At 71.9% G+C, this 20,684-nt stretch carries 17 protein-coding genes; 10 read left to right on the forward strand and 7 right to left on the reverse strand.

The window, feature by feature from the left end; translation table 11 throughout:
* Positions 1-13: 13 nt before the first annotated feature.
* Positions 14-934 carry a quinone oxidoreductase family protein gene (locus tag BM290_RS06350; RefSeq protein ID WP_093610923.1) on the forward strand — a complete coding sequence of 307 codons (921 nt, stop codon included), beginning with the start codon at positions 14-16 and terminating at the stop codon, positions 932-934.
* Here BM290_RS06350 and BM290_RS06355 read toward each other — a convergent pair.
* Positions 931-1,374, reverse strand: a complete 444-nt coding sequence (locus tag BM290_RS06355; protein WP_093610925.1) for a GNAT family N-acetyltransferase — start codon at positions 1,372-1,374, stop codon at positions 931-933. The two genes, BM290_RS06350 and BM290_RS06355, sit on opposite strands and share 4 nt — an antisense overlap.
* A 93-nt stretch (positions 1,375-1,467) precedes the next feature.
* Between BM290_RS06355 and BM290_RS06360 the strand changes: the two genes are divergently transcribed.
* Positions 1,468-1,827, forward strand: coding sequence for a VOC family protein (locus BM290_RS06360; protein WP_093610927.1), 360 nt, complete (start codon positions 1,468-1,470; stop codon positions 1,825-1,827).
* 6 nt (positions 1,828-1,833) lie between these two features.
* Here BM290_RS06360 and BM290_RS06365 read toward each other — a convergent pair whose 3' ends face one another.
* On the reverse strand, positions 1,834-2,526 hold the full coding sequence (locus BM290_RS06365) for a helix-turn-helix transcriptional regulator (protein WP_093610929.1): 693 nt from the start codon (positions 2,524-2,526) through the stop codon (positions 1,834-1,836).
* A gap of 56 nt (positions 2,527-2,582) precedes the next feature.
* Here BM290_RS06365 and BM290_RS06370 point away from each other — a divergent pair, with 56 nt between their 5' ends.
* Positions 2,583-3,731: a low temperature requirement protein A gene (locus BM290_RS06370; RefSeq protein WP_093610931.1), complete on the forward strand. Its 1,149-nt coding sequence runs from the start codon at positions 2,583-2,585 to the stop codon at positions 3,729-3,731.
* A gap of 16 nt (positions 3,732-3,747) precedes the next feature.
* On the opposite strand, the gene BM290_RS06375 is transcribed toward BM290_RS06370, so the two are convergent.
* A complete protein-coding gene (locus BM290_RS06375; protein ID WP_093610933.1) occupies positions 3,748-4,173 on the reverse strand; it encodes a DUF350 domain-containing protein in 426 nt (141 codons plus the stop codon).
* 165 nt (positions 4,174-4,338) lie between these two features.
* Here BM290_RS06375 and BM290_RS06380 point away from each other — a divergent pair, with 165 nt between their 5' ends.
* Both BM290_RS06380 and BM290_RS06385 read left to right on the forward strand, forming a co-directional pair.
* Positions 4,339-4,974, forward strand: a complete 636-nt coding sequence (locus BM290_RS06380) for an RNA polymerase sigma factor (protein WP_093610935.1) — start codon at positions 4,339-4,341, stop codon at positions 4,972-4,974.
* Positions 4,971-5,747 carry a hypothetical protein gene (locus BM290_RS06385; RefSeq protein WP_093610937.1) on the forward strand — a complete coding sequence of 259 codons (777 nt, stop codon included), beginning with the start codon at positions 4,971-4,973 and terminating at the stop codon, positions 5,745-5,747. The genes BM290_RS06380 and BM290_RS06385 overlap by 4 nt, the downstream gene beginning before the upstream one ends.
* Positions 5,748-5,950: 203 nt before the next feature.
* Here BM290_RS06385 and glnA read toward each other — a convergent pair whose 3' ends face one another.
* On the reverse strand, positions 5,951-7,303 hold the full coding sequence (gene glnA / locus BM290_RS06390; RefSeq protein WP_093610939.1) for a type I glutamate--ammonia ligase: 1,353 nt from the start codon (positions 7,301-7,303) through the stop codon (positions 5,951-5,953).
* A 112-nt stretch (positions 7,304-7,415) separates the two neighbouring features.
* Between glnA and BM290_RS06395 the strand changes: the two genes are divergently transcribed.
* Both BM290_RS06395 and panB read left to right on the forward strand, forming a co-directional pair.
* Complete coding sequence (locus BM290_RS06395) at positions 7,416-9,146, forward strand: NAD+ synthase (protein WP_093610941.1); 1,731 nt, start codon at positions 7,416-7,418, stop codon at positions 9,144-9,146.
* 62 nt (positions 9,147-9,208) lie between these two features.
* A complete protein-coding gene (gene panB / locus BM290_RS06400; RefSeq protein WP_093610943.1) occupies positions 9,209-10,039 on the forward strand; it encodes a 3-methyl-2-oxobutanoate hydroxymethyltransferase in 831 nt (276 codons plus the stop codon).
* 122 nt (positions 10,040-10,161) lie between these two features.
* On the opposite strand, the gene BM290_RS06405 is transcribed toward panB, so the two are convergent.
* Together BM290_RS06405 and BM290_RS47105 are read right to left on the reverse strand one after the other, a co-directional pair.
* Positions 10,162-11,823: an RNB domain-containing ribonuclease gene (locus BM290_RS06405; protein WP_093610945.1), complete on the reverse strand. Its 1,662-nt coding sequence runs from the start codon at positions 11,821-11,823 to the stop codon at positions 10,162-10,164.
* A 106-nt stretch (positions 11,824-11,929) separates the two neighbouring features.
* Positions 11,930-15,532: a TrbL/VirB6 family protein gene (locus BM290_RS47105; RefSeq protein WP_177319598.1), complete on the reverse strand. Its 3,603-nt coding sequence runs from the start codon at positions 15,530-15,532 to the stop codon at positions 11,930-11,932.
* A gap of 502 nt (positions 15,533-16,034) precedes the next feature.
* Here BM290_RS47105 and BM290_RS48135 point away from each other — a divergent pair.
* Together BM290_RS48135 and BM290_RS48140 are read left to right on the forward strand one after the other, a co-directional pair.
* Positions 16,035-16,481, forward strand: a complete 447-nt coding sequence (locus BM290_RS48135; RefSeq protein ID WP_093610948.1) for a hypothetical protein — start codon at positions 16,035-16,037, stop codon at positions 16,479-16,481.
* A gap of 6 nt (positions 16,482-16,487) precedes the next feature.
* On the forward strand, positions 16,488-17,756 hold the full coding sequence (locus tag BM290_RS48140; RefSeq protein WP_177319599.1) for a hypothetical protein: 1,269 nt from the start codon (positions 16,488-16,490) through the stop codon (positions 17,754-17,756).
* A gap of 921 nt (positions 17,757-18,677) precedes the next feature.
* Here the strand turns inward: BM290_RS48140 and BM290_RS06430 are convergent.
* On the reverse strand, positions 18,678-19,703 hold the full coding sequence (locus BM290_RS06430; RefSeq protein WP_093610953.1) for an aspartate-semialdehyde dehydrogenase: 1,026 nt from the start codon (positions 19,701-19,703) through the stop codon (positions 18,678-18,680).
* A gap of 102 nt (positions 19,704-19,805) precedes the next feature.
* On the opposite strand from BM290_RS06430, the gene BM290_RS06435 reads away from it, so the two are divergent.
* Positions 19,806-20,603, forward strand: a complete 798-nt coding sequence (locus BM290_RS06435) for a class I SAM-dependent methyltransferase (RefSeq protein WP_093610954.1) — start codon at positions 19,806-19,808, stop codon at positions 20,601-20,603.
* Positions 20,604-20,684: the final 81 nt, after the last annotated feature.

Consider the following 20,684-nt stretch of genomic DNA (forward strand, 5'->3'; position numbering starts at 1 on the left):
GATTCAATGGGGCATGCTCGCCGCCGTCATCACCGCCTTCGGCGGCCCCGACGTCTTCGCGCTGACCGAGCTCCCGGCGCCCGCCGGCGAGGTGGTCGACGTGACGCTGGCGGGAGTCAACTTCGCGGACGTCCACCGCCGCCGCGGTGAGTACGAGAAGCCGTCCCTGCCCGCCGTGCTCGGCGCCGACGTGGTGGGCCGCCTGCGGTCCGGCCGCCGGGTCGCCGCGCTGCTGCGCGCCGGCGGCGGTTACGCGCAGGTCGCCCCGGCGCAGCACGTGGTCGACGTGCCCGGCGAGGTGAGCGACGAGCAGGCGCTCGCCGTGCTGGAGCAGGGGCTGACCGCCTGGCACAGCCTGCACACCCTGGGCCGGGTCGGCGCCGACGACGTCGTGGTCGTCACCGCGGCCGCCGGCGGGGTCGGCCATCTGGCCGTGCAGCTGGCCCGGGCGGCCGGGGCGCGGGTGATCGCGCTGGCCTCGTCACCGGCGAAACGCGCGTTCCTCACCGAGCTCGGGGCGCACGTCACCGTCGACTCCCACCACCCGGACCTGGGCGCGGCGCTCGGCGAGGCGCCGACGCTGGTGCTCGACAGTGTGGGCGGGCGGACGTTCGAGCAGCTGCACGGGGCGCTGGCGCCGTTCGGGCGGATCGTGGCGTACGGCGGGGCGAGCGACGTGGCCAACACGGTGGCGGTGGATGATCTGATGACCGCGTCGACCGGGGTGCTCGGCTTCTGGCTGCAGCGGGTCCTGGACGACGAGGAACTCTACCGATCCAGCGCGGCCCGCCTGTTCCACCTGGCCGGGCGGGGCCTGCTGACCGCCCGGATCGGCGGGCGGTATCCGCTGTCCGCGGTCGGCCGGGCGCACGCCGACCTGGAGAGCCGCACCACGTCGGGCAAGCTCGTGATCGACGTGCACCGCCTCACCTAGACCTGCGGCGCCCACCTCGCGACGACCTCGTCGTCCTCGGTCTCGCCGGTCTCCACGAAGCCCAGCGAGAGGTAGAGACCGCGGGCCGCGGTGTTGGCCGGCTGGTAGCTGAGCGCCACGTTCGGCGTACCCGGCTCGGCGATCAACCGCTCCCGCAGCCGCCGGACCACCTCCCGGCCGACGCCCTGCCGCTGATGTCTTGCATCCACCACGAGACCGCCGATCCAGCGGCTCCCGTCGTCGTCGACGCCCCAGATCACGAACCCCACCACCGTGCCGTCCCGGACCACCGCGAACGGGTTCCAGGTGTCGCCGTAGTGGCACATGCAGAGGTAGTAGGCGACGTCGGCGACGAACCGCCGCTGATCCGGATGGACGGTGAGCGCGGCACAGTCGCGCCAGTTGGCGGCGGTGACCGGTTCCAGGCTGATGTCTCCCATCCGGGTGATCCTGTCAAAGCCCGGAAACACCGACAGGACGGTGTCGGCCGTGGGCTCCAGAGTGAAGGGGTCCCACGACCAAGGAGAGAGATCATGTCCGCAGTGAACGGCATCGCCTGGTTCCAGATCGGCACCGACCGGCCGGAGGAGGCCGAGCGCTTCTACGGCGGCCTCTTCGGCTGGACCTTCGACGCCACAGTGCCCGGTTACCGCATCATCAGCACCCCGGCCGAGGGCGGCATCCAGGGCGGGCTCGCGGACACCGGCGGGCAGGGGCCGAACCACGCCGTCTTCTCGGTGCAGGTCGACGACACCGACGCCGTCTGCCGGGCGGCCGAGGCGGCGGGCGGCAAGGTGCTGGTGCGGCGCACGTCGGCGGCCGGGATCGAGATCGCCCACCTGCTCGACCCGGCGGGCAACCAGTTCCAGGTCTTCACGCCCCCGGCCGGCTGACCGGGCTCAGATCAGGCTCAGCGGGCGCAGCCGGTGCGGGATGTCCACACCGGCCTCGCTGAGCGACCGCGGCGGCGCCGTCTCCCGGGTCGGCGTCACCGAACTGATCCGGTCGGACCGGAAGATCCGCACCGACCCCCGCAGCCGGCACCAGGCGATCAGATACCACCGCTCGCCGACCCCGACATAACCCAGCGGCTCGATGTCGCGCAGGGTCACGGCGCCGAACCGGTCGGCATAGCCGATCCGCAGCACGCAGCCCACCGGCAGCGGGCCGCCGGCCAGCCGTGGCAGCGTCATCGGCGTCGCGTCACCGGCCAGCTGGATGCGCCCAGCCAGGTCGTGCGCGGCGGCCACGTCCTCCGGGCGCATCGCGGCCAGCACCTTGCGCAGCGCGCTCGCCGCGGGCTGCCGGAACGGGCTGCCGGCCATGCCGCGCAGGGCGAGCGCCATGGCGACCGCCTCCTCCGGCGTCAGGTTGACCGGCGGCAGGGTGTGCGCGCGGTCCAGGCAGTAGCCGCCGGCGCGGCCGGGCTCGGCCCAGATCGGGGTGCCGGACTGCTGCAGCGCCGCGATGTCCCGCTCGACCGTGCGGACGCTCACCTCGAAGCGCCCCGCCAGCCAGCGGGCGCTGCGTGGCCGCGGGGCGACCGCCCGCAGCTCCTCGACGAGCGCATACAGCCGATCGGTTCGATTCACCCCACGACCATAAAGCGGGGGTACGACATTTAGCGCGCTGTCCTAAGCTGCGCGCCATGACGCAGCAGCAGTCCACGGAGATCCGCGTCTCCACTCTGGAGCTCTTCTTCGACCTCGTCTTCGTCTTCACCGTCACCCAGCTCGCCGACGCCCTCGCCCACGACCTGTCCCCGGCCGGCCTGCTCGACGTGGTGCTGATCCTGTTCGCGATCTTCTGGATGTACTCGGGGTACGCCTGGCTCACCAACGCGGTGGCCCCGACCACGACCACCCGGCGGACGCTGCTGCTCGCCGGGATGGCCGGCTTCCTGGTGACGGCGCTGGCCGTGCCGGAGGCGTTCGGGTCGTACGGCTGGATCTTCGGCGCCGGCTACGTCGTGGTGAACGTGGTCCATCTGGTGCTCTTCCGGCAGGCGGGGCCGGCCGCCCGCCGGATGATGCGCACGCTCGGCCCGCTCAACCTGCTGGCCGCCGCCCTGGTGCTGACCGGCGGTTTCCTGCCCGAGCCGTGGCGGCACCTGTGCTGGGCCGCGGCGCCGCTGGTGCAGATCGTCGCCGGTTACGTGCACCCGGCCGAGATGCACTCGATCACCGCGGGCCACTTCGTCGAGCGGCACAGCCTCGTCATGATCATCGCGATCGGCGAGTCGATCATCGCGATCGGCCTGGGCTTCCGGGACGTGCGCCTGGACGGCGGGGCGGTGCTGGTCGCCATTCTCGCCCTGTGCATCGCCTACTACCTGTGGTGGTACTACTTCGCCGGCGACGACAAGCGGGCCGAGCACGTGCTGGCCGCGGCGGCCGAGCCGGCGCGGCGGGCACGGCTAGCGCTGAACGCCTGGTATTACGCGCATCTGCCGATGCTGCTCGGCATCGTGGTCGCGGCGGTCGGCATCAAGAAGACGGTCGGACACGCCTTCGAGCCGCTGCACTGGGGGCCGGCGATCGCGCTCTCCGGCGGTGTGGCGCTCTACCTGCTGGGCCACGCTGCCTTCCTCCGGCTGCTCGGGATCCCGGGCGTGGCGTACCGGCTGGGCGCGGCCGTGCTGGTGCTCGCGGCCGTGCCGCTGGGGCATCTGGTCGCGGTGGCGCAGCTCGCCGTGGTGCCGCTGATCCTGGCGGGCGGGGCGATCGCCGAGGATCTGCCCCGCATCCGTCGTCTCGGCCCGGCCGCCGCGATCGGCGACTTCGGCCGCGGCGAGTGAGAGTGATCAGAAACCGTCAGGCGATGCAGGCGCAGACGATCAGGGCCGCGCCGAAGTGTGAGGCGGCGCTGACCAGGGCGCCGGGGTGCCGGTCCTGGGTGCAGATGACCTCGCCCAGCTTGCCCGGGGTCAGCCAGTCCAGCACCAGGAAGGCCAGGCCCATGATGCCGATGCCGATCACGCCGAACAGCGCGGTGGACGCCAGCCCCTGACCGAACGACTCGTAGGTGGTGAAGATCGAGGTGAAGACGATGGCGGCGATGCCCAGCTGGTTCGACGCCAGCAGCAGCGCCGCGTTCGGGTTGCGCTCCACCCAGATCAGATCGCGCAGCTTGCCCGGAGTGAGCACGTCGATCAGAACGAAGCCGACAGCCATCAACAGGATGCCGACGCCGCCGAACACTATGCTGCGCCCGGCGCCCTCAAGCAGATCTTCGAGCACGACTTCTCCCTAGTCAGATGTGGTTCGCACAAGACCGTATCGGAGCGGATCTACCGAGTCGATCGGACGGCTGACGCCGCGGTGACGTTTTTTCATCAGAGGGCGCTGTACCAGGGGAGCCCGCATGCGGTGTGCGGGGCCGACGTGAGGCGCGGAGGTCGTTGGATGGTGGCACCGGAGGGCCTCGACGACGTGGTCCGGGCGGCCCAGCAGGGCGACGAGGCGGCGTTCCGCCTGCTCTACCGCACCCAGCAGCCGGCCCTGCTGCGCTACCTGCGGGTGCTGGTCGCCGAGGACGCCGAGGACGTCGCCTCCGAGGCCTGGTTGCAGATCGCCCGTGACCTGCGGAGCTTCTCCGGCGACTGGGACGGCTTCCGCGGCTGGACCGCCACGATCGCCCGGCACCGGGCCATGGACCTGCTGCGCGCCCAGCGGCGCCGCCCGCAGTCGAGCGCCCCGGTCGACCATCTGACCGAGCTGAGCGCCGCCGACGACACCGCCGACCGGGCCATGGAGCTGGTCACCACCGACGCCGCGCTCGCGCTGATCGCGTCGCTGCCGCAGGAGCAGGCCGAGGCGGTGATGTTGCGGGTCGTGGTCGGGCTGGACGCCGCGACCACCGGCAAGATCCTGGGCCGGCGGGCCGGCGCGGTCCGTACCGCCGCCTATCGGGGTCTGCGACAACTCGCCGCCCGGTTCCCGCCGCCCGCCCCCCAGCGGCCTCCGGAACAACGCCGGACGGCCGCCTGGAACAACCCGGTGACGAATTCGGCGGCCGCGGCGCTGAAGGAGATGAGATGACCAGCCCGGAGGAGTGGAGCGAGATGGACCGGAGGACCGCGGACCGCCTGCTGCGCGGCGACCGGACCGGGCACCCGCTCGACCAGGTGCTGGCCGCGGCGACGGCGCCCGCGACCGCGCAGGAGCTGGCCGGGGAGGCCGACGTGATGGCGGCGTTCCGCACCGCCGGGCTCGCTCCCGCGCCGCGCCGGCGGTGCTCGCCGCTCCGCTCGGCGGTGGCCCGGCTGCTCACCCTCAAGGTCGTGGTGGTCGCCCTCGGCACCTCGGCGACGATCGGCGGCGTGGCCCTGGCCGCCAACACGGGCGCCCTGCCGGGGCCGCTCGCCGACGACTCGCCCATCGTCTCCACCCCGGCGAGCCGGGCGGCCTCGGCGACGCCGGAGCAGACCACGCCGGCGGTGCCGCGGCCCGCCGCCACCCCCACCGTCCACCGGGACCGGGTGACCGAGCTCTGCCAGGAGTTCACCCTCCACGACCGGGACACCCGGACCCGCGCCCTCAACGACGGCCGCTTCGGCGAGCTGGTGAAACGGGCCGGCGAGAGGGACCGCGAGCGGGTCGAGCAGTTCTGCGGCAGCGGCCCCCGCAACAGCCCGAGCAGCAGCGCGTTCGGGAGCACGTTCAGCCCTCGCCCGGGCTATCCGACACAGCCCGGCGGCTACGGCGACGACAGGGACGACGAGCAGCGCCCGGACGACGGCGGCCAGTGGTCGCCGAGACCACGGCCGAGCGGCAGCGCAAGCCCGAGCACCAGCTCGAGGCCGCGCAGATGAAGCCGGCACCCGGCGGACCGGATCTGGGGAACGGGCGGTCCGCCGGGTGCCTTTAGCGGTCGGTTGCCGGTAAGGGTCGCCCCCACCCAGCGCCCGGCAACCGCACCAGCCAGGCGGTGACGGCTCGGACACCGTCGCCGCCTGGCGCCACACACGGGAAAGGGCCTCTCCGACGGGAGAGGCCCTTTCTCGATGACGGCGGCTTACAGGGCGCCGAGGTAGCGCTGGCGCTCGTAGGGGGTGACCTCGCGGCGGAACTGCTCCCACTCGGCCCGCTTGTTACGGAGGAAGAAGTCGAAGACGTGCTCGCCCAGCACCTCGGCGATCAGCTCGGAGCCGGCCATCACGTCGATCGCCTCGGACAGGTTCTCCGGGAGCGCCTCGTAGCCGGCGGCCTTGCGCTCGGCCGGGGACAGCGACCACACGTCGTCCTCGGCGCCGGGGGGCAACTCGTACCCCTCTTCGATGCCCTTGAGACCGGCGCCGAGCATCACCGCGAAAGCCAGATACGGGTTGGCCGCCGAGTCGATCGAGCGCACCTCGACCCGGGCCGAGTTGGGCTTGCCGAACGCCGGGACGCGGACCAGCGCCGACCGGTTGAGGTGGCCCCAGCTGACGAACGCCGGGGACTCGGTGATCCGGTCCGGGAGCTGCAGCGGGAAGAGCCGCTTGTACGAGTTGACCCACTGGTTGGTGACCGCCGTGTACTCCCGGGCGTGCACCAGCAGGCCGGCGATGAACGACCGGGCCGTCTTCGACAGCTTCTGCGGGTCCTCGCTGTCGTAGAAGACGTTGCGCTCGCCCTCGAACAGCGACAGGTGGGTGTGCATGCCCGAGCCGGGCTGGTCGGTGTACGGCTTCGGCATGAAGGTCGCCTTGACGCCCTGGGAGAGCGCCACCTCCTTGACCACGTGCCGGAACGTCATGATGTTGTCGGCCGTGGTGAGGGCGTCGGCATACCGCAGGTCGATCTCCTGCTGGCCGGGCGCGACCTCGTGGTGGCTGAACTCGACCGAGATGCCGATCCGCTCCAGGGCGAGCACGGCCTGCCGGCGGAAGTCGCGGGCCACCGCGTGGGTGGTGTGGTCGAAGTAGCCGCCGGTGTCGACCGGGACCGGCACCGAGCCGTCGTTGACCCCGTCCTGGATCAGGAAGAACTCGACCTCGGGGTGGGTGTAGAAGGTGAAACCCTTCTCGGCGGCCTTGGCCAGGGCGCGGCGCAGCACGTGGCGCGGGTCGGCCCAGGCGGCGCTGCCGTCGGGCAGCAGGATGTCGCAGAACATCCGGGCGCTCTCACCGGAGACGCCGCCCTCGAACGGGAAGACCTGGAACGTGGTCGGGTCGGGCATGGCCACCATGTCCGACTCGTAGACCCGGGCGAAGCCCTCGATCGCCGAGCCGTCGATGCCGATGCCCTCCTCGAAGGCGGACTCCAGCTCGGCCGGGGCGACGGACACGCTCTTCAGCGTGCCGAGCACGTCGGTGAACCAGAGCCGGACAAAACGGATGTCGCGCTCCTCGAGCGTGCGAAGCACGAACTCCTGCTGTCGGTCCACTTCCACCCCTCGTTCGGATGTCCACCTATCGAGCCGAGACTACGCTGACCATCGTCTGTGACGTCGGCCCGGGTCGGGATCGAAAAGCCCGCCTTGGAGGAAGAATAAGAGCATGCCCACGTTGCGCATCGCTCTCGCTCAGGTGAACTCGACAGTCGGCGACATCCGCGGCAACGCGGCGTCGGTGCGGCGCTGGTCCCGGGAGGCGGCGGACGCCGGAGCACACCTGGTCGCCTTCCCCGAGATGATGCTGACCGGCTACCCCATCGAGGATCTGGTCTTCCGCAACTCGTTCGTCGAGGCGTCCCGGCAGGGCCTGCGTGATCTCGCCGCCGGCCTGGCCGCCGACGGCCTGGGCGAGCTGGCGGTGGTGGTCGGTTACGTGGACGCCGACGGCCCACCGGCGATCAGCTCCGACGCGGCGCCCGGCAGCGGCCGGCGCGACGCGTCCGCGCTGCTGCACCGCGGCGAGGTGGTGGCCACCTACTACAAGCACCACCTGCCCAACTACGGCGTCTTCGACGAGGACCGCTACTTCGAGCCCGGCGACACGCTGACCGTGGTCCGGCTCGGCGGGGTGGACGTGGCGCTCACCGTGTGCGAGGACATCTGGCAGGCGGGCGGGCCGTTCACCGCGGCGCGGCGGGCCGGGGTGAGCCTGGTGGTCAACATCAACGCCTCGCCGTACGAGTTGAACAAGGACGACGTGCGGCTCGCGCTGGTCCAGCGGCGGGCCGTGGAGGCGGGCGCCGCGGTCGCGTTCGTCAACATGGTCGGCGGGCAGGACGAGCTGGTCTTCGACGGCGACTCGATGATCGTCTCGGAGACCGGGGAGCTGCTGGCCCGCACCGGGCAGTTCGGCGAGGAGCTGCTCGTGCACGACCTGGATCTCGATCCCAGGGCATCGGAGCCCGGGCCCTCGGCGCTCAAGATCGACCGGGTGGCGACCGGCGTCACCCTGGCCCCGCCCGCGGACACCCGGCGGGGCGGCATCGCGGAGCGGCTCTCCGACGAGGCCGAGATCTGGTCCGCCCTGGTGCTGGGCCTGCGCGACTATGTGAACAAGAACCGTTTCCCCTCGGTGATCTTCGGCCTCTCCGGTGGCATCGACTCGGCCGTGGTCGCCGCGATCGCCGTCGACGCCCTCGGCCCGGAGCGGGTGGTCGGCGTCTCGCTGCCCAGCGGCTTCTCCTCCGACCACTCCAAGGACGACGCGGCCGACCTGGCCAAACGCACCGGCCTCGACTACCGCACCGAGCCGATCCAGGCGATGGTCGACGCGTTCCTGGCCAACATGTCGCTCTCCGGCCTGGCGGTGGAGAATCTGCAGGCCCGGGTCCGCGGCGTGATCCTGATGGCGCTCTCCAACCAGGAGGGGCACCTGGTCCTGACCACCGGCAACAAGAGCGAGCTGGCGGTCGGCTACTCGACCCTCTACGGCGATTCGGTCGGCGGGTTCAATCCGCTCAAGGACGTGCCGAAGACGATGGTGTGGCAGCTCGCGCGGTGGCGCAACACCCAGCCCGGCACACCCCCGATCCCGGAGAACTCGATCACCAAGGCACCCAGCGCCGAGCTGCGGCCCGACCAGAAGGACTCCGACTCGCTGCCCGACTACGAGATCCTCGACCCGATCATCAAGGGCTACGTCGACCGGGATCTGGGCCGCGACGAGCTGATCGCCGCCGGCAACGACCCGGCCCTGGTGGACCGTACGCTACGCATGATCGACCTGGCGGAGTACAAGAGGCGGCAGTCGGCTCCCGGCACCAAGATCTCCGGCAAGGCGTTCGGCCGTGATCGTCGCCTCCCTATTACCAACCTGTTTCGCGAAGGCGTGTAGAGGTGTAACGATGTGCGGACCCGGGGACCGCACTCGCGCGGCCTCGAGGGAGGAGAAACGCCATGTCCGAGATCCCCACCCTGTACGGTGGGCCGCCGACCCGCCGGGTCCGCACCCGTGACCTGCTCAACGCCAAGGTCCGCGGCGACCGCTGGCCGATGCTCACGTCCTACGACATGTACACCGCGCAGATCTTCGACCAGTCCGGCGTGCCGGTGCTGCTGGTCGGCGACTCGGCCGCCAACAACGTCTACGGCTACGAGACCACCGTCCCGGTCACCGTCGACGAGCTGTTGCCGCTGGTCCGCGCGGTCGTGCGGGCCACCAAGACCGCGCTGATCGTCGGCGATCTGCCGTTCGGCAGCTACGAGGAGGGCCCCACCCAGGCGCTGCGCACCGCCGTCCGGTTCATGAAGGAGGGCGGCTGCCACGCGGTCAAACTCGAGGGCGGCCGCCGGATGGCCCCGCAGATCGAGGCGATCACCGGCGCCGGCATCCCGGTGATGGCGCACATCGGCTTCACCCCGCAGCGCGAGCACGCCATCGGCGGATACCGCGTCCAGGGCCGGGACAACGAGGGCGCCGAGGTGATCTCGGACGCCCGGGCGGTCGCCGACGCGGGCGCCTTCGCGGTGGTCCTGGAGATGGTCCCCGGCGAGGTCTCCAAGCAGATCACCAAGGAGCTGCCGATCCCGACGGTCGGCATCGGCGCGGGCCCCGACACCGATGCTCAGGTGCTGGTCTGGCAGGACATGGCCGGGCTGCGCACCGGCAAGGCGCCGCGCTTCGTGAAACGCTACGCCGATCTCGCCGGCGCGCTCACCGAGGCGACGCGACAATTCGCGGACGAGGTCCGCAACGGCGAGTTCCCCGCCGCGGAGCACACCTTCTGAGTGGTACGGGGTCCGCAGCGCTCACCCGCAACGGACCCCGTCCCGCCCTGCCCACACCGTCACGAGCGGCCACGACCCTCGCCCCGGCGCCCGTGCCCATTCCCGATGTCCGCCCGCCGTCCTCACGCCTTCTCGAAGCGGACCGTCCGGCTCTCCGGGTCGGCCGCCGTCAACCGCACCGCGACCCGCTCCCCCAGCGGCAGGTCCCCGGCACATCTGGCGCGTACGGCCGGCTCGTCCAGGGCGATCGTCCCGCCGGCCGGCCGTTTGCCGTTCGCGTCCTCCCGGTCCAGCACGGCCGCCTCGAACACCTCACCGATCCGGCCCTGCAGCAGCACCGCCTCGGCCAGGTCGATCGCGCCACGGTCGGCCGCACCCGCCACCCGATCCGTCGACGACATCGCCTTCGGCAGCCGGGGCAGAGCGTCCAGCACCCACCCGGGGACCGGCCGGCCCCCGTACATCGCCAGGCAGGCCTCCGTCGCGTATCGATCCGCGAGCCGCCTCAGCGGCGCCGTGACGTGCGCGTACGGCGCCCCGACCCCGCCGTGGCCCGCATCCGCCGGCACGCCGAGAACGTCTCCCCCGTTCTCCGGCCCCTGACCGTCACCCCCGCCGCGCCCGGCCCCGGCCGCCGCGCCCTGGCCAACCGTGCCCTGGCCAGCTGCACCCTGGCCTGCCGCGCCCTGGCCTGCCGCACCCTGACCGACCGCGCCCTGGCCTGCCGCGCCCTGGCCTGCCGTGCCTAGAGCCGCCGAGCCCTGAGCCGCCGCGCCTTGGGTCGCGCCCGCGCGGCCGGGCTCCGGTGGCGCGGGCACGCCGAAGGCGGTGTAGGCGGCGCCGCGGAGCAGTTCGGCGGCCTGGTCGAGGAAGGCCGCGCCCCGCGGATCCGCCGGGTCGACGGCCGCGATTACCGCCCCGACCTGGGCGCCGTCCGGCCACGGGATGCCGAGCGGCCCGGCGGCGGCCCGCAGTTTCTCGACGGCTTCGGGCTTCGGCCGGGGCATGGTCCGCAGCAGGCCGATCCCGCCGTCCAGCATGATCCGCGCCGCCGCCATACCGGTGAGCAGCGAGATCTGCGCGTTGTGCTCCTCGATCGGCAGGGGCGCCCGCAGTACCAGCCGCCAGCCGCCACTGTCCCGCTCGACCTCCTGCGACGGCAGCGGAAGGTTCACCGCACCCCGATCCGACGCCCGCCGCGCGAGCAGCCCGCCGATCTCCGGCAGCAGCGTCAGCATCTCCGGGGCGGTCCCCGCATCGATCTGCCGCTGCACCCCCGCGTAGTCCAGCTTCGCCCGGCTCCGCACGCGGGCCCGCTCCAGGCGGACGGCCACGGTCTCGCCGTCCCCGTCGAGGTCGATCGTCCACACGACGGCGGCCCGGTCCCCGCCCGGCAGCAGACTCACCGCGTCCTCACTGAGCACCGGCGGATGCAGCGGAACCCGCCCGTCCGGCAGATACACCGTCTGCCCCCGGCGCCAGCTCTCCGACTCCAGCACCCCGCCGGGCCGCACATAGGACGCGACATCGGCGATCGCATAGTGAACCCGATACCCACCCCCGGGCCGGCGGCTCAGATGCATCGCCTGGTCGAGATCCCGCGACGAGGCCGGATCGATCGTCACGAACTCGATCGCGCTGCGATCCGTCTCCGGCATCCCCGTAGCCCGAGCGGCCTCCCCGGCCTCAGCGAGCACCGCCTCCGGAAACTCGTCCGGCAATCCCAGCTCCCGCCGCAGCCCCGAGAAGTCGATCTGCGGCGCCACCACCCGTTTGATCGGCACGGCTCATTCCTACCAGCCGACGCGCACCGTTGCCGCCGAGGCGTCACACCAGAAGAAGCGCGCCGCCGGTGACGGACACCGGCGACGCGCTTCCCGTTCCGCCGGATCAGCGACGCCGCGACGGCGCGCGGGACGCCTGCACCGGCTCACCCTTGGGCGTGTTACGAGCGGTTCGAGCACTTCCCGGCGTACGCGTGACAGCCCCCGCGTTCGTCCCGGAACTCCGGGCCGCCCGAGTCGCCTTGGCCGCGTTCCCCGTGGCTTTCACCGCGGCAGGCCCCGTCCCCGTTCCGGCCGGCGCTGCTTTCGCGTTGGCGGCCCGGCCCGCGGTGGTCTTCGCCGCATCGGCCCTGCTTCCGGCCGTCTTCCCGGCCGAGCCCTTGGCCGCCGTGCCCTTCCCCGCCGACGCCGCATTCGACCCGGCCGCCCGCGTGGCCTTCGCCGTCGTCACCTTGGCCGTCGTCGACTTCGCCACCGTGGCTCTGGCCGCCGTGGTCTTCGCTGCCGTGGTCATGGCCGCCGACTTGGTACCGGTCACCTTGGCCCCTGTGGCCTGGGCGCCCGCCGCCTTGGCTCCCGGCCCCTTGGCCGCCGTCGTCGTTGCCTTGGCTCCCGTCCCCTTGGCCGCCGTCGTCGTTGCCTTGGCTCCTGTCGCCTTGGTCGCGCTCGTCTTCGCTCCGGTCACCTTGGTGGCCCCAGCACTGCCGGCCGTCCTGGCCGTCCCACCACCAGCGGTCGCCCTGGCAGCGACAGTCTTGGTTGCCGTAGCCTTCGCAGCCGCTCTCCCGGGCGCCGCCTTGGCCGAACTCGCCTTGCTGGGCGCAGCCGTAGCCACACCTGCCCTGCCGGGAGCCGCCTTGGTCCCAGCCGCCCTGCTCGGCGCCGCCTTGGTCCCAGTCGACTTGGTCCCAGCCGACTTGGTCTTAGTCGACTTGGTGGCCCCCGCCTTGCTCGGCACCGCCTTCGCCGCGCCCGCCTTGCCGGGGGTCGACTTGGCCGCGCCCGCTTTGACAGGCATCGCCTTGGCCGCGCCGGCTTTGCTGGGAGTGACCTTGGTTACGGCCGTTTTGGCTGCCGCTGACTTCGCGGGCGTCGCCCTGGCCACTGTGGCCTTCTTGGCACTTGTGGTCTTCGCCGTCGCCTTGGCAGGTGCGGCCTTGCCGGCCGACGCTTTCGCAGCCGTTTTAGCAGGTGCACTCTTGGCCGCCGTCGCTTTGGCAGCCTTGACCGGCGCGGTCTTGGCCGCCTTCGCAGGTGCCGCCTTGGCCGGGGTGGCCTTGACCGCCTTGGCGGGTGCGGCCGTCCTTCCTGCACTCTTGGCCGGAGCAGCCTTCGCCGCCCCTGCCTTCGTCGCTGCGGCGCCCTTGACCGAAGCCTTGGTCGCTGCGGTCGCCTTGGCAGCCGCCTTCTTCGCAACGGCCGTCTTCGCCGCAGTGGTTCCCGCAGCCTTGGCAGCAGCCTTCTTCCCTGCCGCTGTGGTGCTCCCGCTCGTCGTGGCCGCGGTCCTATCAGCCCCGGCCGCCTTGGCCGCAGTCGCTTTCCCCGCACTCGCCTTGGCCGCAGTCGCCTTGCCAGGGGCCGCCTTCGTCCCCGTCGCCTTGCCAGCCGCCGCCTTGGCGACGGTCACCTTTGCCGCAGTGCCCTTGCCGGGGGTCGCCTTCGTCCCCGTCGCCTTGGTTCCCGTCGCCTTGCCAGCGGCCGCCTTGGCAGCGGTCACCTTCGCCGCAGCGGCCTTGCCGGGGGTCGCCTTCGTCCCGGCCGCCCTGCCAGTGGTCGCTTTAGCCGCAGTCGCCTTGCCGAGGGTCGCCTTCGTCCCAGTCGCCTTCGTCCCAGTCGCCTTCGTCCCGGTCGCCTTGCCAGCGGTCGCCTTGCCAGCGGTCGCCTTGGCCGCAGTCGCCTTGCCGAGGGGCGCATTCGTCCCGCTCGCCTTCGTCCCGGTCGCCTTTGTCCCGGTCGCCTTGGCTGCGGTTGCTTTCGTCGCGCTCGCCTTCGCCGCAGCCGCCTTGGTAGCTACCGCCGCGGTGGAGCCGGTCCCCGTAGCACCTGTCGCCCGTGCCCCAGTGGCCTTTGCCGCGTCTTTCGCTACCGAAGCACCGGCCGCCCGGACGCCGGCACCAGCCTTGGCACCGGTGGCCTTGCCTCCGGCAGCCGTGGTCCCAACAGCTTTGGTCCCGGTCGTTCTCGTCCCGCCGACCCCAGCCTTGGCCGTCTTGGCCCCGGCCACCGCGGTCCCTGCCGCCTTGGTCCCAGTGGCCATGGCTCCCGTGGCCCTCGCCCCGGTAGCCTTCGCCCCGGTCTCCTTCATCCCGGTAGCCTTGGCCCCGGCCTCTTTCATCCCGGTGGCCTTCATCCCGGTGGCCTTCGTCCCAGCGGTCCGAGTACCGGTTGCCGTGGTCCCCGCCGTCTTGGTCCCAGCGGTCTTGGTCCCAGCGGTCTTGGCGGCGGCCGCCTTGTTTCCGACAGCCTTGGCGGGGGTCGTCTTGGTCCCAGCAGTCCTGGTTCCGGTCGCCTTGGTCGCGGCGCTCTTGCTTCCGGCCGTGGTGCGGCTCGCGGCTCCCTCGATCGTCTTCACCGGAGACGCCCCGGACTTGCTGGTTCCGGTGGCCCTGGCGCCGGCGGCCCTGGTCGTCCGGGTCGTAGCGCCCTTCGCCGTGCCCCGTCCCTTGGGCGCGGCGGGTCCGGCAGCGGTGGCCGAGGTGCCGTCGGTGCGGGTCTCCTCGAATTCGGCGTCTGCTGTCTTCACTGCCGTCGCCGCAGCGCCTGCCGCCTTGGCAGCAGTCCTCGCGGCTCCCGCCGCTTTACCCGCCGAAGTCTTGGGCGCCGCCTTCTTGGACGCCACGCCCTTGGCCGCCTCCCCCGCGGTGGTGGTCCCCTCGGCCGAACGGCCGCCAGAGACGCTCGTCCCGGGAGCGGTGATCTCGTCGAGTTCGGCCGCCTCGTCCTCGTCCTCGAACTCGTGCGCCGCGGCCTCGCCGTCCTCCACGAACCGGTCGTCCGCCGTGAACCGGTCGTCCGCCGTGAACCGGTCGCTCTCGGGTCGCTCCGTTGTCTCCGTCTCCGCTGCCCCGGCCTGGCCCCGGCGCGGCCGGGACGCGGACGTCCTCCGCTCCCCGGAGTCCGGGATGGCGACGGTCACGACCCCGGCACGATCGTCCTCTTCGTCGAGATCGTCGAACTCGTCTTCGTCCTCTTCCTCGTCGAACTCGTCAAGCTCGTCGTCGAGATGGTCCGCCACCGCATCGCCGAACGGTCGCCCACCGGCCTCTCGGGCATCGTCCGCCGCGGCCGGGAACCGGGATTCCTCGTCCGGTTCGCCGTCGGTGTCCGCGCCGAGATCACGCCCGTCCGAGCTGGACACCCGGGCGAGCGTGGACACCCAGCCGGATTCGACAGCGTCCGCCGGACCGGTGTACTCGGGAACGTCGTCGTCGGCCGCGGACTGACCGGCTCCGGTCTCGACGGCCTCCAGGTCGGGACGGTCGGCGCCCCACTGGTCGGAGTCCTCGTCCGGATTCGGCTGCCCGTGGTGCGCCGGGAACCAGCCACCCACGAACGACACGTCCGGCAGCGATCCGGCGTCGATCTCGGTTTCCTCTTCACCGCCACCGTACGCCCCGGAAACGCCCTGGTCGGATCGCGCCCGGCCGGTGAACGGGTCGGACGGCTGCCCTTCGGTGTCGTCGTCCCAGTCGTCGGTCGAGACCGTCACCTGGTTCTTCGGCAGGTTGCTGGTAGCCGCGGCCACCCGCCGTGCCCCACCGGTCCGACGGCCCGAGGCCGATTTCGATCCGATCGGTACGGTCACACCGCCCGCGCCTCTGCCGGCCGCACCGCGTCCCGCGTTCTTCCGCCCGGCGGCCACTCGTCCCGTACCACGATCGATCGAGACGACGTTGCCGGCTCCACCCCCACGTCCGCCGGCGAGGTCCTTGCCGGTCGCCTTACCCGCGCCGGATGCATTCTTTCGCGCAGCCGGTACGACAGCGACCGTGGCCTTGCCCGGGCCGGTGCGCCCGGCGCCCCCTGTCGCGGCCTTCACCGCTGGTCCCCGCACAGCTCCGTTCCTGGCCGCCGGAGCGTTGGAAGCGGCAGAGCCTGCCCCGGCGCCCGAACTGCCCGCCGTCACTCTGCCGGCACCGGGCTTCGTCACGGCAGCCTTACCGGGCCCCGCCGCAGCACCTTTCCTGACACCGGCCTTCGCAGTCGCAGCCGTGGCAGCGACGCCCCTCGACGTCTCGGCGACGATCTTCTTCGTCGACGCTCCGACAGCTACCCGCGATCCGGTAGCGCTGGACGACGCTGCGGTTCCGCGCTTGGCCGCCGTCGACGATCCGGTGGACCGGACGGCATTGCTCCTGCCGGCGGACGCAGCGGTGGTACGGCCTTTCGGCGGCACGCCACCACCGGTGTCGCGCGTGGCCGCCCGAGCCGACACCACCTTGACCGGCTTGCTCGCCGCCACGACACGCCCGGCGGCTCCGGCACGCGGCGCGACGACCTTGCCGGATGCGGCACCGGAAACGACCGAACTCTTGGCGGCCGAGCCCGCGACCTTGGCCGCCGAACCCGCGACCCGCGGCTTGACGATGGCCCCTCCGCCGGCCATCGCCGTGCGGCCGGCCGACGTTCCCCGGGCCGGCTGCTTCCCGACGACCTGAGCCGCCTTGGACGTCGGCGTCACCGCGGACCGCCGACCGGCAGCCGGCGTGGTCTCGACGGGCTTCGCTCCGGCTTGCTTCCCGACGGCAGCCTTCGAGGTCTGCTTCGCAACTGTCTGCTTGACCGCGGCCGGCTTCCCGGCCGAGGCACTGACAGCCGAGCGCTTGGCGGAACCCGCGACCACCGGCCCGACCGTCTTCCGGCCCGCCGCGCCGCTCGTCGCCGCGGCAGCTTTGGCCGCCGCGGCCTTCGTCATCGCAGACTTGGCCACCACGGACTTGGTCACGGCAGCCTTGGGCGCTGCGGGCTTGCCCGCTGCGGGCTTACCTACAGTCGGCTTCGGCACCGCAGACTTCGTGATCGCGGGCTTGGCCACCACAGGCTTGGTCGCGATCGACTTCGCCACGGCTGTCTTCGAGGTCGTCGGCTTGGCCGCTGCGGTCTTGGCTGTCGCGGGTACCGCCGCCGACTTCCCAGCAGCAGACTTGGCCGTCGCAGGCGGGGTCGCCATGGCCTTGGAGACTGCCTTCGAGGCAGCAGACCTGGATGTCGCGGGCTTGGCCATCACATTTTTCGCCACTGCAGGCTTGGTGGCTGCCAGCTTCGTCGCTCCGGGCTTCGTCGCGGCAGACTTGGCCACCGTCGACTTCACTATTGCGGACTTGATCGCCACCGGCTGCACCGCGACAGACTTAACCGCTGCGGGCTTCGTCGCCGACTTTTTCACTGCAGGCTTCGTCAGGGCAGACCTGGTCGCTGCAGACTTCGTCACCGGCGGCTTCACTGCGGTGGATCTCGGCGTGGTCGACTTCGATGCCGGGGACTTCGCGGGCGTGGGCCTTGCGGCTGCGCCGGACCTTGGGGCTGCCACTACGGGCTTGGCGGGCGGCCTCTTCGCCGCTGCGGTTGCTGCCGACCGTGTGTTGGGGGCCGGCGTGGTCGTGGCCGGGCGGGGCTTCGGGGCGGACGTGCCGCGAGCGGGTGCGGAGGCGGTCGCGCGGGTGCCCGTACCGGATGGGGTGGTTTTGGGTCGTGGGCCCGTGCCGGAGGCAGCGGGCCTTGTCGAGGCCTTTTTGGCAGCGGGCATCGAGGTGTTCCTCCTTGCGAATGGGCACGTCCGCGCCGGGAGACTCGCGGCTCCGGCTCGGGACGGCCGGAGCGGCGGATTACGTCAGCTGGCTTCCCCTGTCCAGCGGGCGTCCTCGGCATCCCACTCGGCATTGCGCTTCTCGACGGTCTCGAGTGCCCGCGTCGCTTCGTCAGCCGTGGCGTAGGGACCGAGCCGGTATTGAGCAGGGCATACTTCGTCGCCGCTCTCCACGCGGTGGTCGCGGAGGCACCAGAAGTAGCCCGCTGCGCCCAGCCCACTGTCGTTCATTCCATCACTGTGCCGCTAAAATCGGCCAAGCGCTACCGATTCGGGCAAAAAGTCCCAAATTCCCATTGTTAAGCTGAACAAAGGCTCTGCAAACCCGACACGACTGTACAAAACCAGCCATCGGAGCAGTCAGCAGCGGGACCTGCAATCCGCGACCTGGCGAATATCCCCATCTCGAGCCGCCGAAAACCTCCCTCGGCGACAAAGGCGGCGATGACTTTCGTGCGGGGACTCGATGATCAACGCCGGAGCCCGGAAGACTGCGCCGAACGTACGGGACCGCCGATGAACACCGGATGCCCATGAGATGCGCGGCCGACCACCTGGGGTCGCCGGAGCACACCGGACGCCCACGCGGCGCGCGCCGAACACACGAGCTTGCCGGAACACACGGGAAGCCCACGAGGCGTGGGCTGAAAACGCGGGCCCGCCGGAGCACACCGGACGCCCACGAGGACGGCCGAACGCATGAGACCGCCGACCGACGACGGACGCCGCCAAGCGGCGAGGGCCGACCAAGAGGCGCGGGCACCGGCCAGGGCGGCGAGCGAGGGAGCCACCACACAGGATGCGGGCCGGCACGCACGACGCGAGGCAACACGCAGGGCGCGAGGCAGTGAGCCGGGCCCGGAGAGTCGCGCGGGGTGGGCCGTGAGGGACGCATACGCCCGTGCGGCGCGCCGGCGCCGGGACGTCGGGGCCGCGTCGCGCGGTAGCCGCGGGACGGGAAAGGTTGCGGTCGGGGACGGGCTGTCCCGTACCCCTGAAGGACAATGCCGCCCGGACCATCACGCCCGGGCGGCATCAGCGCTGGTCGTCAGCCGATTTCGGCGGCGACCAACTCGGCGATCTGGACCGCGTTGAGGGCCGCCCCCTTGCGGAGGTTGTCGTTGGAGATGAAGAACGACAGGCCGTTCTCGGCGGTCGGGTCGACCCGGAAGCGGCCCACGTAGGACGGGTCGCGGCCGGCCGCCTGGAGCGGGGTCGGCACGTCGGACAGCTCGACGCCCGGTGCGGAGGCGAGGATCTCCCGGGCCCGCTCGGGGCTGACCGGGCGGCTGAAGCGCGCGTTGACCTGGATCGAGTGGCCGGTGAAGACCGGGACGCGGACGCAGGTGCCGGAGACCAGCAGCTCCGGGAGATCGAGGATCTTGCGGCTCTCGTTGCGGAGTTTCTGCTCCTCGTCGGTCTCGTTGCTGCCGTCGTCGACGAACGAGCCGGCCTGCGGGATCACGTTGAACGCGATCGGCCTGGGGAAGACCTTGGACTCGGGGAACTCGACAGCGGAGCCGTCGTGGGTGAGCTCGGTGGCGCGGTCGGCGACCTTCTTGATCTGCTCGTCGAGCTCGGCCACACCGGCGAGGCCGGCGCCGCCGACCGCCTGGTAGGTGGTGGCGATGAACGAGACCAGCCCGGCCTCGTCGTGCAGGGGGCGCAGCACCGGCATCGCGGCCATGGTGGTGCAGTTGGGGTTGGCGATGATCCCCTTCGGCCGCACCCGGGCGGCGTCGGGGTTGACCTCGGCGACGACGAGCGGGACGTCGGGGTCCATCCGGTACGCCGACGAGTTGTCGACGATGACCGCCCCGGCCTCGGCGAAGCGGGGTGCGAACTCCTTGGAGCCGCCCTTGCCGGCGGAGAAGAGCACGATGTCGAGGCCGGAGTAGTCGGCCGTGGCGGTGTCCTCGACGGTCACGTCGCCGTCGCCCCACGAGATCGTGCGGCCCGCGCTGCGCGCGGAGGCGAAGAGCCGGAGCTGGGTCACAGGGAACTGGCGCTCGGCCAGGATGCGGCGCATGACGCCGCCCACCTGTCCCGTCGCACCGACGATACCGATCCTCATGGCCACCAAACTACGTCCTGATCAGCGAAGCAAGAAATCGCGTTATCCAAATGGTGGGAAGGTTGTCCCACATTCGAGGACAACGGGCTTAGCGTCGACCCCATGGCGACCTACACCCATGGACACCACGAGTCGGTCTTGCGCTCACACCGGTGGCGCACCGCAGAGAATTCGGCGGCGTACCTGCTGCCTCATCTTTCCTCCGGATTTTCCCTGCTGGACGTCGGATGCGGGCCGGGGACGATCACCGCCGAGCTGGCCGAGCTGGTCACACCCGGACGGGTGACGGCCCTGGAGCAGACCGAACCGGCCCTCGACCTGGCCCGCGCCGAGATCGCGCGCCGCGGCCTGACCGGCGTCGACTTCGCGGTCGGTGACGTGCACGCGCTCGACTTCCCGGACGGCACGTTCGACGTGGTGCACGCGCACCAGGTGCTGCAGCACGTGGCCGATCCGGTGGCGGCGCTGCGCGAGATGCGACGGGTCACCAAGCCCGGCGGCCTGGTCGCGGCGCGGGACAGCGACTATGCGGCGTTCACCTGGTTCCCGCTGCTGCCCGAGCTGGACGAGTGGCTGGGCCTCTACCAGCGGGTGGCCCGGGGCAACGGCGGCGAGCCGGACGCCGGGCGACGGCTGCTGTCGTGGGCGCGGGCGGCCGGGTTCACCGACGTCACCGCGACGGCGAGCGTGTGGTGCTTCGCCAACCCGGAGGACCGCGAGTGGTGGGGCGGCATGTGGGAGGATCGGGTCCTCAAGTCAGACATGTCGGCGCAGGCGGTGCGCACCGGCGCCGCGACCGAAATCGATCTGCGCCGGATCTCGGCCGGCTGGCGCCGGTGGGCCGACGACCCGGACGGCTGGCTGATCATCCCGCACGGCGAGATCCTCTGCCGCGCCTGAGCCCGCAGAACAAGCCGACGCCGCCGGAACAGCCGACACGCCGGGACAAGCCGACACCGCCGGGACAAGCGGACGCGGCCG

This window comes from Actinoplanes philippinensis, assembly GCF_900113015.1.
Taxonomy (GTDB): Bacteria; Actinomycetota; Actinomycetes; order Mycobacteriales; family Micromonosporaceae; genus Actinoplanes; species Actinoplanes philippinensis.

Coding starts and splice junctions, on each gene's coding strand:
- BM290_RS06435 (WP_093610954.1), top strand. CDS start 19,806: ATGGCGACCTACACCCATGGACACCACGAGTCGGTCTTGCGCTCACAC.
- BM290_RS06360 (WP_093610927.1), top strand. CDS start 1,468: ATGTCCGCAGTGAACGGCATCGCCTGGTTCCAGATCGGCACCGACCGG.
- BM290_RS06355 (WP_093610925.1), bottom strand. CDS start 1,374: ATGGGAGACATCAGCCTGGAACCGGTCACCGCCGCCAACTGGCGCGAC.
- BM290_RS06395 (WP_093610941.1), top strand. CDS start 7,416: ATGCCCACGTTGCGCATCGCTCTCGCTCAGGTGAACTCGACAGTCGGC.
- panB (WP_093610943.1), top strand. CDS start 9,209: ATGTCCGAGATCCCCACCCTGTACGGTGGGCCGCCGACCCGCCGGGTC.
- BM290_RS06350 (WP_093610923.1), top strand. CDS start 14: ATGCTCGCCGCCGTCATCACCGCCTTCGGCGGCCCCGACGTCTTCGCG.
- BM290_RS06385 (WP_093610937.1), top strand. CDS start 4,971: ATGACCAGCCCGGAGGAGTGGAGCGAGATGGACCGGAGGACCGCGGAC.
- BM290_RS06430 (WP_093610953.1), bottom strand. CDS start 19,703: ATGAGGATCGGTATCGTCGGTGCGACGGGACAGGTGGGCGGCGTCATG.
- BM290_RS06380 (WP_093610935.1), top strand. CDS start 4,339: ATGGTGGCACCGGAGGGCCTCGACGACGTGGTCCGGGCGGCCCAGCAG.
- BM290_RS06370 (WP_093610931.1), top strand. CDS start 2,583: ATGACGCAGCAGCAGTCCACGGAGATCCGCGTCTCCACTCTGGAGCTC.